Source organism: Mesorhizobium sp. BR1-1-15 (assembly GCF_020165475.1).
Lineage (GTDB): Bacteria > Pseudomonadota > Alphaproteobacteria > Rhizobiales > Rhizobiaceae > Mesorhizobium.
In genome coordinates, this window is sequence record NZ_JAIUIF010000005.1 from 1 (window position 1) to 14,634 (window position 14,634).

The 14,634-nt window shown below is 65.6% G+C and carries 15 protein-coding genes; 11 read left to right on the forward strand and 4 right to left on the reverse strand.

The genetic code is table 11. The features are described from left to right. Window positions 1-265: 265 nt before the first annotated feature. A complete protein-coding gene (rph, locus tag LB541_RS10715) occupies window positions 266-982 on the reverse strand; it encodes a ribonuclease PH (protein ID WP_224618354.1) in 717 nt (238 codons plus the stop codon). Window positions 983-1,257: 275 nt separating this feature from the next. On the opposite strand from rph, the gene hrcA reads away from it, so the two are divergent. From hrcA to LB541_RS10745, 6 genes are all read left to right on the forward strand, one after another. Beyond that, window positions 1,258-2,355 (forward strand): heat-inducible transcriptional repressor HrcA, encoded by a 1,098-nt coding sequence (gene hrcA, locus LB541_RS10720; protein ID WP_140514128.1) that lies wholly within the window; start codon window positions 1,258-1,260, stop codon window positions 2,353-2,355. Window positions 2,356-2,392: 37 nt separating this feature from the next. Continuing rightward, window positions 2,393-2,593, forward strand: coding sequence for a hypothetical protein (locus LB541_RS10725; protein WP_140491810.1), 201 nt, complete (start codon window positions 2,393-2,395; stop codon window positions 2,591-2,593). 124 nt (window positions 2,594-2,717) lie between these two features. Then, the gene (locus tag LB541_RS10730) at window positions 2,718-4,088 is read left to right on the forward strand and encodes a PQQ-dependent sugar dehydrogenase (RefSeq protein ID WP_140491808.1); all 1,371 of its coding nucleotides are present in this window, start codon (window positions 2,718-2,720) and stop codon (window positions 4,086-4,088) included. A 128-nt stretch (window positions 4,089-4,216) separates the two neighbouring features. Continuing rightward, entirely contained in the window at window positions 4,217-4,834 is a 618-nt protein-coding gene (locus LB541_RS10735) for a LysE family translocator (protein ID WP_140491806.1), read from the forward strand. 191 nt (window positions 4,835-5,025) lie between these two features. Beyond that, on the forward strand, window positions 5,026-6,006 hold the full coding sequence (gene cysK, locus LB541_RS10740; RefSeq protein WP_140491804.1) for a cysteine synthase A: 981 nt from the start codon (window positions 5,026-5,028) through the stop codon (window positions 6,004-6,006). Window positions 6,007-6,206: 200 nt separating this feature from the next. Further along, complete coding sequence (locus tag LB541_RS10745) at window positions 6,207-6,833, forward strand: glutathione S-transferase family protein (protein ID WP_140491802.1); 627 nt, start codon at window positions 6,207-6,209, stop codon at window positions 6,831-6,833. Window positions 6,834-6,867: 34 nt separating this feature from the next. Here LB541_RS10745 and LB541_RS10750 read toward each other — a convergent pair whose 3' ends face one another. Together LB541_RS10750 and LB541_RS10755 are read right to left on the reverse strand one after the other, a co-directional pair. Next, window positions 6,868-8,112 carry an RNA polymerase sigma factor gene (locus LB541_RS10750; RefSeq protein WP_140491800.1) on the reverse strand — a complete coding sequence of 415 codons (1,245 nt, stop codon included), beginning with the start codon at window positions 8,110-8,112 and terminating at the stop codon, window positions 6,868-6,870. A 7-nt stretch (window positions 8,113-8,119) separates the two neighbouring features. Beyond that, window positions 8,120-8,488 (reverse strand): YciI family protein, encoded by a 369-nt coding sequence (locus LB541_RS10755; RefSeq protein ID WP_140491798.1) that lies wholly within the window; start codon window positions 8,486-8,488, stop codon window positions 8,120-8,122. Window positions 8,489-8,749: 261 nt separating this feature from the next. On the opposite strand from LB541_RS10755, the gene LB541_RS10760 reads away from it, so the two are divergent. The 3 genes from LB541_RS10760 to LB541_RS10770 are packed head-to-tail and all read left to right on the forward strand — an operon-like array spanning window position 8,750 to window position 12,268. Then, complete coding sequence (locus LB541_RS10760; protein WP_140781622.1) at window positions 8,750-9,709, forward strand: TAXI family TRAP transporter solute-binding subunit; 960 nt, start codon at window positions 8,750-8,752, stop codon at window positions 9,707-9,709. Window positions 9,710-9,767: 58 nt separating this feature from the next. Beyond that, complete coding sequence (locus LB541_RS10765; protein WP_140491794.1) at window positions 9,768-11,888, forward strand: TRAP transporter permease; 2,121 nt, start codon at window positions 9,768-9,770, stop codon at window positions 11,886-11,888. Then, window positions 11,885-12,268: a DUF1850 domain-containing protein gene (locus LB541_RS10770; RefSeq protein ID WP_140491792.1), complete on the forward strand. Its 384-nt coding sequence runs from the start codon at window positions 11,885-11,887 to the stop codon at window positions 12,266-12,268. The genes LB541_RS10765 and LB541_RS10770 overlap by 4 nt, the downstream gene beginning before the upstream one ends. Before the next feature lie 328 nt (window positions 12,269-12,596). On the opposite strand, the gene LB541_RS10775 is transcribed toward LB541_RS10770, so the two are convergent. Beyond that, window positions 12,597-12,737, reverse strand: a complete 141-nt coding sequence (locus LB541_RS10775) for a hypothetical protein (protein ID WP_013892047.1) — start codon at window positions 12,735-12,737, stop codon at window positions 12,597-12,599. A 399-nt stretch (window positions 12,738-13,136) separates the two neighbouring features. On the opposite strand from LB541_RS10775, the gene LB541_RS10780 reads away from it, so the two are divergent. Both LB541_RS10780 and LB541_RS10785 read left to right on the forward strand, forming a co-directional pair. Continuing rightward, window positions 13,137-13,643: a ferritin-like domain-containing protein gene (locus LB541_RS10780; RefSeq protein WP_140491790.1), complete on the forward strand. Its 507-nt coding sequence runs from the start codon at window positions 13,137-13,139 to the stop codon at window positions 13,641-13,643. 111 nt (window positions 13,644-13,754) lie between these two features. Continuing rightward, window positions 13,755-14,633 (forward strand): Ku protein, encoded by an 879-nt coding sequence (locus tag LB541_RS10785; RefSeq protein WP_224618356.1) that lies wholly within the window; start codon window positions 13,755-13,757, stop codon window positions 14,631-14,633. Window position 14,634: the final 1 nt, after the last annotated feature.

Genomic DNA, 14,634 nt, shown 5'->3' on the forward strand with positions numbered 1-14,634 from the left:
CGAGGATGTCGGTGTAGAAGGCTTCGGCAGCGGCGAGGTCGGTGACGTAAAGAGCGGATTCAAGAATTGCAGAGGGGATCACGAGGCACCCCCCTCTGGCCTGCCGGCCATCTCCCCCGCAAGGGGGGAGATTGGCGGCGTTGCCGAAAGCGCTCGTCCTGCAATGCCGGAGATTGGCGAAGGCAGAGGTGACAACCGATCTCCCCCCTTGAGGGGGAGATGGCCGGCAGGCCAGAGGGGGGCGCCTGGGCTCGACATTGAAAGCCTAAACCACCGCCATCTGCTGCAAACTCACCAGTCGCTGTATACCTTTCTTGGCCAGGCCCATCAGCTCGGCGAACTGCCCTTCCGAAAAGGGCTCGCCCTCGGCCGTGCCCTGGATCTCGACGATGCCGCCCTTGCCGGTCATGACGAAATTGGCGTCGGTGCCGGCGGAGGAATCCTCGAGATAGTCGAGGTCGATGACCGGCTGGCCGTCATGGATGCCGCAGGAAATCGCCGCGACATGGTCCTTCAGCACCTTGGCGAGGCTCACCATCTGCCGCGCTTCCATCCAGCGCAGGCAATCGTAGAGCGCCACCCAGCCGCCGGTGATGGAGGCGGTGCGGGTGCCGCCATCGGCCTGGATGACGTCGCAGTCGACGGTGATCTGCTGCTCGCCCAGCGCCTGCAGGTCGACCACGGCGCGCAGCGAGCGGCCGATCAGCCGCTGGATCTCCAGCGTGCGCCCGCCCTGCTTGCCGGCGGAGGCCTCGCGGCGCATGCGCTCGCCTGTCGAGCGCGGCAGCATGCCGTATTCGGCCGTCACCCAGCCCTTCCCGGAATTGCGCATCCAGCCCGGCACCTTTTCTTCCAGGCTTGCCGTGCACAAGACATGCGTGTCGCCGAACTTCACCAGGCACGAGCCTTCGGCATGTTTGGAGACGCCGCGCTCGAAGGAGATGGCGCGCATTTCGTCGAACTGGCGTTTGGAGGGGCGCATTCGGCCTGCTTTCTTGTCAGCTTTTTTGAATCTTGGCCGGCTTTTAGACGCATGCGGGGCACGGCGTAAAGGAAAATGGACCGGCGGCCGCAAACGCGGCGGCACCGGGGCGATCGCGCAACGCGACACCGGGTGATCGCAAACGGCGACACCGGGTGATCGCAAGTGCGACACCGGCTGATCGCGCAACGCGACACCGGGTGATCGCAAGTGCGACACCGGGTTGCGCGCAGCGCCGCGAAGTCTATATCCTTGAACCGGAGGTTATGGCCGAAATGACCAAGGCAGTCGATCCCGCTTCGCAGTCGCTCGCTCTTCACGCGCCGGCACTTCAGGCGCTCGACATGCGTTCGCGCGACATCTTCCGGCGTATCGTCGATTCCTATCTGAGGGACGGCGAGCCCGTGGGATCGCGCAGCCTGTCGCGCATCCTGCCGTCCTCGCTGTCGCCCGCCACCATCCGCAACGTGATGAGCGACCTCGAACATCTCGGCCTGATCTACGCGCCGCACATCTCGGCCGGCCGCCTGCCGACGCAGGCCGGCCTGCGCTTCTTCGTCGACGCCTTCATGGAATTGGGCGACCTCTCCGACGAGGAGCGGCGCAGCATCGAGGCGCAGGTGCGCGCCTCCGGCTCGGGCGCCACGCTGGAACACATGCTGACCGAGGCCAGCCAGATGCTGTCGGGCATGTCGCGCGGCGCCGGCCTGGTGCTGGCCGCCAAGAACGAGGTGGCGCTCAAGCACATCGAGTTCATCCAGCTCGAGCCCACCAAGGCGCTGACCGTGATGGTGTCGCAGAACGGCGACGTCGAGAACCGGGTCATCGATCTGCCGGCCGGCATCACCGTCTCGCAATTGCACGAGGCCTCGAATTTTCTCAACGCCCATATTCGCGGCCGTACGCTGGCCGAGGCGCGGGCGGAGGTCGAGCGTATCAAGGAAGAGACAAGGGCAGCGCTCGACACGCTGTCGCAGGACCTGGTGGAGAAAGGGCTGGCGGTGTGGGCCGGCGCGGAAAGCGGCCTGCCGGCGCGCCTGATCGTGCGCGGCCGCGCCAATCTGCTCGAAAACGTCACCGCCCAGGCCGACATCGAACTCCTGCGCCACCTGTTCGAGGACATGGAGACGCAGGACGGGCTGATCCAGCTGCTCGACCTCGCCGAGGCGGGACCGGGCGTGCGCATCTTCATCGGCTCGGAAAATAAGCTTTTCTCGCTCTCCGGCTCGTCGCTGGTCGTGGCGCCTTACCGCGACAAGGACGCCCGCGTCGTCGGCGCGCTCGGAGTCATCGGCCCGACCCGGCTCAACTATGCCCGCATTGTCCCGATGGTCGACTATACGGCGCAGCTGATATCGCGCATGCTGCGCTGAGAGCTGGGATCGATCCAGACGGCCGAGGAGAGAAAAGATGGCGCTGGAATCGTTCAAGGCCCAGATCAGCCTGCTGCTGGAGGAGATGGTCAACCAGCCTGAGGATGTGCGCGAAGTGCAGGAGCAATTGCGCGAGAAGCTGCGCGAAATCCGCGCCATGGGCATGCCGCTGCCGGCCGATCTCGTCGAACTGGAAAAGAACCTCGACGCCGATCTCGATCTCGACGCGGATAGCTGACCCGAATTCCTTCAACTCCCCGTGTCGTCCGGAACGACTGCCGAGCCCGCCCGTTCCCTTGATGCATGTGACTTCGGTCTTGGGACAACGACATGCATGAAGAAGCGAGAAGCTGGAGACTGGGATGATCCGACTTGCCGGCGCCGTGGTAATCGCTGCTGCCTTGCTCTTCGCCGCGACGGCATTGGCCCAGCAGGAAGAGCCGGTGCTGAAGGGCGCGGCCGCATTCGGTGACTGGCGGGCCGATGCGCCGGGCGTGCGCCGGTTGATCAGCCCGCAAGACCAGCCCAGGCCCTATGTCACCAGATCCGCCTCGAACGGCGCCGGTCCGGTGCAAAGGCCGCAAGGCGCCGAGCCGCGGCTGCCGGCGGGCTTTTCGGCGGAACTGATCGCTTCGGGCATCGACAATCCGCGCGTCGTGCGCGTCGCGCCCAATGGCGACCTGTTCGTCGCCGACAGCGAGGCCAACCAGATCCGCGTCTACCGTCTCGGCGAGGGCAGCGCGAAACCTGTCAGGGACGGCATCTTCGCCCGCAATCTCAACCAGCCCTACGGCATCGCCTTCTACCCGCCAGGGGACAACCCGCAATGGGTCTATGTCGCCAACAGCGACAGCATCGTGCGCTTTCCCTACCGCGATGGCGACCTGGAGGCCTCCGGCGAGCCGGAAACCATCGTCCGCGATATTCCGGCCACTCATCACTGGACCCGCGACATCGCCTTCTCGCCGGACGGCAAGACGCTGTATCTCTCGGTCGGCTCCGGCTCGAACGCCGCCCAGGACATGGCAAGGAAACCGCGGGGCGGGCTCGACGCCTGGGCCAGGTCGAAGCCGCTCGGCGCCACCTGGGGCGCGGAGGAAGGCCGCGCCGACGTCAGGGCTTTCGACCCGGACGGTAGGAATGGGCGCATCGTCGCCACCGGCCTGCGCAACTGTTCGGGCATGGCCATCCAGCCGGCGGCGGGCGCGCTGTGGTGCGTGGTCAACGAGCGCGACGCGCTCGGCGACAACGTGCCGTTCGAATATGCGACCGAAGTGAAGGAAGGCGCCTTCTACGGCTGGCCCTGGTACTATATCGGCGACAATGAGGATCCGCGCCACAAGGGCGCGCGTCCCGACCTTGCCGGCAAGGTCACCGTCCCCGACATTCTGATGCAGGCGCATTCGGCGCCGCTCAACATCGCCTTCTACGACGGCAGGAATGTCCGCGCAGGATCCGGTTTTCCGGCCGAATACAGGGGCGACGCCTTCGTCGCCCTGCACGGTTCGTGGAATCGCGGCAACAGGACTGGCTACAAGGTGGTGCGGCTCAAGTTCAAGGACGGCAAGCCGACCGGCGAATATGAGGATTTCATGACCGGCTTCGTCACCTCCGGCGGCGAGGTCTGGGGCCGGCCGGTCGGCGTGGCGGTGGCGAGCGACGGCGCGCTGATCGTCACCGAGGACGGCAACGGCACCATCTGGCGCGTGACCTACGGCGACGGCCGGTCCTGATCCGCTGGGAGGCCTCGAGCACGGGGCATGCCTGGTGCAACCAAATCCGGCTCCAGGCAATTCCCGCCCGCGAAACTCTGTGCGACAAGGCGCCGTCCCAGCAGTTTCGCGGACGCAAGGCTCAATCCATGACCCTCACCGGCTTCCTCGCCTACAGCGCCGCCCTCGGCTTGGCCGCGGCCATTCCCGGCCCCGGCGTCACCGCGCTTGTGGCGCGCGCGCTCGGCTCCGGCTTCCGCTCGTCGCTGGCCATGTCCTTCGGCCTGATGCTCGGCGACCTTCTTTATCTCACCGCCGTGGTGCTTGGGCTTGCCTTTGTCGCGCAGACCTTCGGCCTGGTGTTCCTCGCCGTCAAATGGGCCGGCGTCGCCTATCTCGCCTTCCTCGGCTGGCGCTTCTGGACCGCCGGCATCACGCCCGAGACGGTCGAGGCCAGGAAAGGCAAGGGCGGGCTGGCGTCGAGCTTCCTCGCCGGCCTGACGGTGACGCTCGGCAATCCGAAGACGATGATCTTCTATCTCGCCATCACGCCGACCATCGTCGACCTCAAGACCATCACGCTGGCCGATTACGGCGTCCTCGCCGCACTCACCGTCCTCGTCCTGTTCGTGGTGCTGGTGCCTTATCTGGCGCTGGCGGCCAAGGCGCGCTGGTTCCTGCGCTCGCCGCGCGCCCTGAAGGCGCTGAACCGCACCGCGGCCGGTTTCATGGTCGGCGCGGCGGCGGCGATCGCCGCCCGCCAATAGGGCCATTTTTGCCAAGGCATTCCGCCGGGCCGGCTTTTGCGGGAACGCTTTTCCGAGGCCGAGGCGTTTTAGACACGGGCCCCACTCGGATATTTTCGGGCGACGGTCTATCTTGCGTCCGTGGAAGGCCTATCTTGGCGGCCATCCGTCTGAGATCAGTTCATCCGCCTGACATTCTGGGAGCCAAACCAATGAACAAGTCCGCCGCCTCCGCTCGTGTTCCCGGCCGTGGCCGCATCTACAATTCCATCACCGATACGATCGGCGACACGCCACTGGTGCGGCTCGACAAATTCGCCAAGGAGAAGGGCATCGTTGCCCATCTCCTTGCCAAGCTCGAATTCTTCAACCCGATCGCCTCGGTCAAGGACCGTATTGGCGTGGCGATGATCGAGGCGCTCGAGGCATCGGGCAAGATCGCTCCCGGCAAGACGACGCTGATCGAGCCGACTTCGGGCAATACCGGCATCGCGCTTGCCTTCGCCGCCGCCGCCAAGGGCTACAAGCTGATCCTCACCATGCCCGAAACCATGTCGGTCGAGCGCCGCAAGATGCTGGCGCTGCTCGGCGCCGAACTGGTGCTGACCGAAGGGCCGAAAGGCATGAAGGGCGCCATCGCCAAGGCCGACGAACTGGCGGCCACCATCCCCAACGCCATCATCCCGCAGCAGTTCGAGAACCCGGCCAATCCCGAGATCCATCGCACGACGACTGCCGAGGAGATCTGGAACGACACCCATGGCGAGGTCGACATCATCGTCTCCGGCATCGGCACCGGCGGCACCATCACCGGCGTCGGCCAGGTGCTGAAGAAGCGCAAGCCTTCGCTGCATGTCGTCGCGGTCGAACCGGAAACCTCGCCGGTGCTGTCGGGCGGCCAGCCCGGTCCGCACAAGATCCAGGGCATCGGCGCCGGCTTCGCGCCAAAAATCCTCGACACCACCATCTATGACGAAATCGTCACGGTCTCGAACGAGGATTCGGTCGCCAATGCCCGCCTCGTCGCCCGGCTGGAAGGCGTGCCGGTCGGCATCTCCTCGGGCGCCGCTTTGCAGGCGGCGATCGTCGTCGGCTCGCGGCCGGAGAACAAGGGCAAGAACCTGGTGGTGATCATCCCGTCCTTCGCCGAACGCTACTTGTCGACCATCCTGTTCGAGGGCTTGGGGGCGTAGGGTCTTCGTTGGGCGAAGCGATACGGCGCGTCGCCTGTCGAGTTCGACACGCTCTCTTCTGCCCTGCCGGGCGCTTAACACAAAAGGCGCTTAGCCTGGCCCGCTGAAAAAACCCGCGGTGGCGGCTGCCACGGGCTTGAGCAGCGCCCTGCTTCCGGTTCATATCGCCCCCGGCCCCCGCAGGGCCGGCGGAGGACCTCATGTACAAGCTCTACACCCGTCCCGGCAGCGGCGGCTTCGTTGTCGAGGCGGCCCTGGCGCTGGCCAAGGCGCCGTTCGAGCAGATCGACGTACCGAAATCCGACCGGCCCGATCCCGCTTTCCTCCACATTAGCCCGCTGAACCAGGTGCCGGTGCTGACCTTGCCGGACGGCCGCTCGCTGACCGAATCGGCGGCCATCTGCATCCTGCTCGCCGAACGCCATCCGCGGGCCGGACTGGCGCCGGCGGCCGATGAACCGGCCCGCGCCGACTTCCTGCGCTGGATGGCGTTCATGTCGTCCGCCCTCTATCCGGCGGTGCTGCGTTTCTACTACGCGCCGCGCTACACGGCCGACGCCGACGGCGCCAAGGCCGTCAAGCAGGCGGCCGTGGCCGAGATGGACCGCGGCTTTGCCGTCATCGACGCCGCCTTGCGCGGCCGCGACTGGCTGGCAGGCGAGGCGATGTCGGTGGCCGATATCTATCTGGCCATGCTGGTGGCCTGGCATCCCGACAGCGGCAAGGCACGCACCGCCTGGCCCGACATCGAACGCCTGTGGGCCAGGCTTCGCGAGCACCCGCTGATGAAGACGCTCAACGCCTCGCACGAAATGTGGCCGGGCTGAACGGGTCGCCGGCAAAGCACCGCCGTCGGGCATTTCAATGCCTGAGCGTCGCGCGTTTTACCTGCAGGAAGCGGCGTACCGCCGGATCGCTTTCGAGGCCGATCGCGCGGTCATAGGCCTCGACCGCCTGCGGCACCTGGCCGAACCTGGCCAGAAGGCCGGCGCGGGCGGCCCAATAGGGCTGGTAATCATTGAGCCGCTTGTCGTCGCCAAGCACGTACAGCGCCGCCAGCCCCGCCACGGCGCCCTCGGCTTCGGCGATCGCCACCGCGCGGTTGATCGCCACCACGGGCGATCGTGCGATCGAAAGCAACGCGTCGTAGAATTCGCGGATCGCCACCCAGTCGGTCTCGCCGCTCAGCCGCCGCGCCGCGTGAACGGACTGCACGGCCGCTTCGAGCTGGTAGCGGCCGATGGCGCCCATGGAGGCGGCGCGGCCGAGCAGGGTTTCCGCCTCGTCGATCAGGGCATGATCCCAAAGCGCATGATCCTGCTCGGCGAGCGGCACATAATCTCCGGACCCATTGCGGCGCGCGGTGCGGCGCGCTTCGGCGAACAGCATCAGCGCAAGCAGGCCCAGCGCCTCCGGTTCGTCCGGCAGCAGCGAGGCCACCAGCCTGCCGAGCCAGATCCCTTCGGTGGCCAGGTTCCGGCGCCGCGTCTCGCTGCCCGCCGGGTCGGACCAGCCCTCGGCGAAGGTCGCGTATATGGCCTCCAGCACGGTATCCAGGCGCTCGCCGAGTTCGGCTCGCTCCGGTACGCGGAACGGAATGCCGGCTTCACGGATGCGGGCCTTGGCCCGCACCAGGCGCTGGCCCATTGTCGCCGGCGGGACCAGGAAGGCGGAGGCGATCGTCGCGGCGTCGAAGCCAAGCACGGCCTGCAGGATCAATGGCGCGCGCACGCCAGGTTCGATCGCCGGATGCGCGCAGGCGAACATCAGCCGCAGCCGCTCGTCGGGCAGGTCCTGGTCGGTCATGCACGCCTCCGCCTCCTCGGCAATCAGCTTGAGATGGTCGCGGCCGGCTTCGCTGGTGAGCCGCCGCCGCACCGCGTCGACACGCCGCCGCCTTGCCACGGCAAGCAGCCAGGCCTCCGGCTTTTCGGGCACGCCGGTTCGTGGCCAGCGTTCGAGCGCCGCGGCAAAGGCGTCGGCCAGCGCGTCCTCGGCGGCGGCCACGTCGCGCGTGGGCGCCGCGAGCCAGGCGACCAGCTTGCCGTAGCTTTGCCGGGCGGCGGCCTCGGCGGCTGCCCGGGCAATCTGCGAGCTGCTGTCCATCACATCGTCATTTCTTGGGCATGTATTCGGCCATTTCCCAAATCGGCCGCAACTCGACCGTGCCTGTGCTGGCCGCCGGGCAGCGCGCCGCCCATTCGATGGCGGTATCGATGTCGGCCGCTTCGATCATGTAGAAGCCGGCAAGCTGCTCCTTGGTGTCTGCATAGGGGCCGTCGATCACGTTGGTCTTGCCGTCGGTGATCCGCACCGAGGTGGTTGCCTGAGTCGGGCGCAGCCTTTCTCCGGCCAGCCACGCGCCGGATTTCTTCAACGCTTCGGTATAGGCGCCATAGGCCGCGCTCATCTGTTGGGCCTTCTCGATCGGCGTGTTCGCCAGTGCGGCTTCGTCGTTGTTGATCAAAAGCATGTATCGCATGGGTCTTCTCCCGTGGTTTCATAGGCCGCGTCCTTGCGAGCCGGACATATGTCGCGCGACAAGGGCCGATTTCGACAGGTGCCGGAAAAAATCTTTCGGCCACGGTCGCGTCCCGCGCAAGCCGGGAGCTGTTTCCGCATCCATTCAACCGTTCGTCTAATGAATGCAATTGCGGGTTGGCATTTGCGGCCCGCCGTCTAAACTCGGCCGGTTCGCATCGAGGAGGTGGTGCGGCAGCCAATATTTCAGGGAGGAAACCGGATGTTCCATTTCAGAACGAAGTTCGTTGCAGCCGGCGCAATGGCGCTATCGCTTGGGCTTGGCATTGCCTCGGCCAGGGCACAGGAATTCATCAACGTGCTGACCGGCGGCACGTCGGGCGTCTACTACCCGCTCGGCGTGGCGCTGTCGGAAATCTACAGCAAGGGCATCGCAGGCGCCCGCACCCAGGTGCAGGCCACCAAGGCTTCGGTCGAGAACCTCAATCTGCTGCAGCAGGGCAAGGGCGAGATCGCCTTCGCGCTCGGCGATTCCGTCAAGATGGCCGCCGAAGGCAATGCCGAGGCCGGCTTCCCCGGCAAGCTCGACAAATTGCGCGGCATCGCCGCCATCTATCCCAACTACATCCAGATCGTCGCCAGCCAGGAATCCGGCATCAAGACGCTGGCCGACCTCAAGGGCAAGAGCCTGTCGGTCGGCGCGCCGGCCTCCGGTACCGAGCTCAATGCGCGTGCCATCTTTGCCGCCGCCGGGCTGAAATACGAGGATCTCGGCCGGGTCGAATACCTGCCCTTCGCCGAATCGGTCGAGCTGATCAAGAACCGCCAGCTCGATGCCACGCTGCAGTCGGCCGGCCTCGGGGTCGCCTCGATCCGCGATCTCGCCACCTCGGTGCCGATCAACGTCGTCGCCGTGCCGGCCGAGGATGTCGCCAAGATCGGCGCCCCCTATCTGTCGGTGGTTATCCCCAAGGGCACCTATGAGGGCCAGGCCGAGGACGTCGCGACCGCGGCCGTCGGCAATTTCCTCATCACCCGCGCCGACGTTTCCGACGAGACGGCCTACCAGATGACCAAGCTGATGTTCGAGCATCTCGACCAGCTAGCCGCCGCCCACGCCGCCGCCAAGGCGATCGATCCTGCCAAGGCGCTCGACGGCATGCCGGTGCCGCTGCATCCGGGCGCTGAGCGGTACTACAAGGAGAAGGGGTTGTTGAAATAGGGCGAGGACTTTCTGAGATGTCTTCGCACTGTCATTCGCTCATTTTGGAGTGCATCGGATGAGCGAAACAACGCATGGAACGACAGCCGACGGCAAATCCTCCACCTTCCATCTCCCCGTCGCCGAAGAGCAGGTCGAAGGCTTGCCGCCGGGCTTTGGCGACGGCATCGCCGGCAAGGCTGCCTTCCTCATCGCCGTCGCCTTTTCCGTGTTCCAGATCTACGTCGCCGCCTATGGCAGCATCCCGAGCCAGGTGGTGCGGGCCATGCATGTCGGTTTCCTGCTGCTGCTCGGCTTTGGCCTGATCGCCAACCTGCGCGCCCGAAGCCTGCCGGCCAAGGCCGTGTTCTGGGCGTTCGGCGTGCTCGGCTTCGGCACCGGTCTCTACAATTGGGTGTTCTACACCGACCTCATCCGCCGCTCCGGTTTCCTCACCACGCCGGATCTTGTCGTCGGCGCGGTGCTGGTGGTGCTGGTCTTCGAGGCGGCCCGGCGGCTGATGGGACTGCCGCTGGCGATCATCGCTTTCATCTTTCTCGCCTATTGTTTCGTCGGCAACCATCTGCCGCCGCCCTTCATCCATCGCGGCTACGATTTCGCCCAGCTCGTCGACACTTTCGCCTATGGCACCGAAGGCATATACGGCACGCCGGTCTATGTCTCGGCCGCCTATATTTTCATCTTCGTGGTCTTCGCCGCCTTCCTCGAACGCGCCGGCATGATCGCGCTGTTCAACGATTTCGCGCTCGGCCTGGTCGGCTCGTGGCGCGGCGGCCCGGCGCAGGTCTGCGTTTTGTCCTCGGCGCTGATGGGCACCATCTCCGGCTCCGGCGTTGCCAATGTCGTGGCCAGCGGCCAGTTCACCATCCCGTTGATGAAGCGCTTCGGCTTCCGCTCGGCTTTCGCCGGTGCCGTCGAGGCGACCTCCTCGATGGGCGGCCAGATCATGCCGCCGGTGATGGGCGCGGTCGCCTTCATCATGGCCGAGACGCTGAACATCCCCTATGCCGAAGTGGTCAAGGCGGCGATCATCCCGGCGCTGCTCTATTTCGGCGCCTGTTTCTGGCAGGTGCATCTGGAAGCCGGCAAGGCCGGCCTGCACGGCATGGCCAAGGCCGAACTGCCCAATCCCTGGGATGCCGTGCGCCAGCACTGGCCGCTGGTGCTGCCGCTGGCGGCCCTCATCTACCTTCTGTTTGCCGGCTACACACCGATCTTCGCCGGCACGATGGGCCTGGCGCTGACCATCGTGCTCATCCTCGGCACGCCGCTGGCGGCCCTGATCGGACCGCTCGCCTTCCGCGTCGTCTTCTGGCTGGCGCTCGGGCTCGCCGCCGCCTCGTTCATGCGCTTCGGCGTCAACATACTCGGCCTCGTCATCGCCGCGCTCGTCGTCGCCTGCTTCGCCTTCAAGGGCGGGCGCGAAACGCTGCGGATCTGCGTGGATTCACTCGCCGAAGGGGCCAAGAACGCGCTGCCGGTCGGCATCGCCTGCGCCATCGTCGGCATCGTCATCGGCACGCTGACGCTCACCGGCATCGCCTCGACCTTCATCGGCTGGATCATCTCCATCGGCCAGGACAATCTGTTCCTGTCCCTGGTGCTGACCATGCTCACCTGCCTGGTGCTTGGCATGGGCATCCCGACCATTCCCAACTACATCATCACCTCCTCGCTGGCCGGCCCGGCGCTGCTGTCGCTCGGCGTGCCGCTGGTGGTCAGCCATATGTTCGTCTTCTACTTCGGCATCATGGCCGATCTTACGCCACCGGTGGCGCTGGCCGCCTTCGCGGCCGCCCCGATGGCCAGGGAAAGCGGCCTCAAGATCGGCATCCAGGCGACCAAGCTTGCCATTGCCGGTTTCGTCGTGCCGTTCATGGCGGTCTACACGCCGGCGCTCATGCTGCAGGATCCAGGCCCGATCGCCGCCCAGTTCGGCTACCCCGTCGAGGTCGCCTACATCGTCGTCAAGGCGTGCATGGGCATCGTGCTGTGGGGTGCCGCCGCCGTCGGCTTCCTTGCCAGGCGCATGGCGTGGTGGGAACGGCTCGTCGCCTTCTGTGCCGGCGTGCTGCTGGTCGCGGCGATCCCGCTCACCGACGAGACGGGCTGGGCACTGTCTTTCGCCTGGATCGGCTGGCATTTCTGGCGCGCGCGGCGGGCGACGGCCAAAGCATGAGCCTGTGTATCCTTGCCGCCGGCAAGACGGTGACGCTCGCGGCCGCCGCCTTCACCCTGTCCTGGACGCACTCGGTGGAGCGCACGCGCTGGGAGGAACACTGGAAGGTGATGCCTTCCGGCCTGCAAGTCACCGAGGCGCGCATAAAGGGCTCGGGCGCCGGCATGGAACCACCCGAGGGCGCGGTGCTGCGAGACGGCTGGTGGGCCTATGCGCCGAAGGCCGGGCCGCAGCGAAGCCTTATGCTCGCCGCCTCCGGCGCGACCGGTGATGGTTGGACACTGTGCACAGATCAGGGTTGCCGAGAACTCGGCAAGGTGGCCGGCGGCACGATTGTGCTGGAGCCGTGTGCTCCGGACGGCACGAGCCGGCCCCGGTAGCGCACGATCATCCCGGCTGGAGCCGACGCCGTCGAAGACGGTCAGCGGCTGGGTTGCATCGAAGGGTATTCAGAAGGACGGCTTGGACTGGACCCGACTGGACTGGGGCCGACTGGACTGGGGCCGACTGGACTGGAGAAGGTCGCTTACGCGGGCCTCGGCGGCTCGTGTCCTGAGACATTAAGCCGGCGAAGGCGGTCTCAAAGCCGCGGCGATGTCGCACGCCGCCGATCGGCGAAAGCCGGGCGCTCGGCGCGATAGGTGGTGGCGCGCGACTCGGCGTCAGGCCTGCAGATGCGGCTGTTGTGTCGGCTCTCGAAAGTCATGGTCAGTGCGCGCCCAGCGAGGTGCCGCGACGAGCGCAGGCCGGGCCTGGTCCGCGCATGTAATAGCGCTCGGGCCGATAGGTCGGCGCGACGAATTCGCGGATGGCTGCGGCATAGCCGATGAGGTGCGTAAGGAAGTTCATTTTACCTGTCCCTGTCCCGACTTTCGGGTGTCCCTTCCGAATTGCGGAAATCATAGCGTCGAGGCGTGAATAGTCGGTGAACGCGATGTTAATTTCTGGTCGAAAACCCGTCGCTTCATGGCCGGAATGCGGCTGATTCGGGGTCTTTCCACGCCTTTTGTCGCCATTTCGGCGTGTGTGACTTTTGCATCACATATGTTTCGTTTGAATGTCGCCTGGGTGCGGTTGCGTTTCAGCTTTCGCCCTGGCGGGAGAATTTCCTTGCTCGCCGCCGCAAGTCCGGAACCCGGCCCGGGACGAGACGTTGATTCCTAGAGCCGGCATGGCCGGCCCATGGGGCCGCCGACCTGCGGCCCCACGCTAACCCGCAACCGCAAGAGCAAAGGAAGGGCCGCAATCATGGGCTTCTTTTCGAAGGACATCAAAACCCTGGACGACCTCTTCGTGCACACGCTGCGCGACATCTATTATGCCGAAAAGCAGATCGAGAAGGCATTGCCGAAGATGATCGACAAGGCGACGGATCCTCAGCTGAAGGCCGGCTTCGAGAAACATCTCGAGCAGACCAGGGGCCATGTCGAGCGCGTCGAGCAGGTGTTCGAACTGCACGGCGTCAAGGCCAAGGAGGTCAACTGCCCGGCCATAGACGGCATCCTCGAGGAAGCCGACGACGTCAGCGGCGACGTCGACGACAAGGAGGTGCTGGACGCGGCGCTGATCGCCTCGGCGCAAGCGGTCGAGCACTATGAGATGACCCGCTATGGCACCTTGATCGCCTGGGCCAAGCAGCTTGGCCGCAGCGACTGCGCCAACGTTCTGGCCAAGAACCTCAAGGAAGAGCAGGCGACGGATCGCAAGCTGACCGAAATAGCGGAAAGCAAGATCAACCTGCAGGCCGCCGAATAGGGGCTGAAAGAGCCGGGGCCGGTGGCAATCGCGCCGGCCTTGGCTCGACCGGATTGGAACCGTTGGGGTCGTCGTCCGTTCCAGCCAGGTCTTTCTCTACAGGAAATCATCATGGCGCCGCGTCCCGCCTGGAGAGGCTATCTGAAGCTTTCGCTGGTCACCTGCGCCATCGAACTGACCAATGTCGTCACTCATGCCGAGAAGGTCTCTTTTCGCATCCTCAACCGCGAGACCGGCAACACGGTGAAGCGGGTCTATGTCGACGCCGAAACCGGCAAGCCGCTTGAGGATGGCGACGAGATAAAGGGCTACGAGGACGACGATGGCAAGTTCATCCACATCGAAGAGGACGAGATCGAGGCCATCCAGATCGAGTCCTCGCACACGATGAGCCTCGACGGCTTCGTCGACAAATCCTCCATCGAGCAGATCTATCTCGATACGCCCTATTACGTCGCGCCGGCCGACAAGGTCTCGCAGGACGCTTTCGCCGTCATCCGCGACGCGATGGCCGGCAAGAAGATGGCGGGCCTGGCGCGCATCGTGCTCTATCGGCGCGAACGTCCCGTGGTCATCGAACCGCTCGGCAAGGGCATGGTGCTGACGACGTTGCGATACGACAACACAGTGCGCCAGCCGGACACCGTCTTCGGCGACATCGAATCGGTGAAGACGGATCAGGAGATGACCGATCTGGCCGAGCTCATCATCGACAAGAAGAAGGCGAAGTTCGATCCCTCCAAATTCGAGGACAAGTACGAGGATGCGCTGCTCGAACTGATCCGCGCCAAGAAGGCGGGCCGCAAGGCGCCGAAGGCCAAGGCGGCGCCCAAGCCGTCCAATGTCGTCAATCTTTTCGACGCTCTGAAGAAGAGCCTTTCGTCGGATGGCGGATCGGGCGAACGTCGCGGCAAGGCCTCCGCGAAAGCCAAACCGGCGGCCAAACGCGGCAAGCCGAAAGAAGCCGCGCCCAAGCGCAAATCGGCGTGAG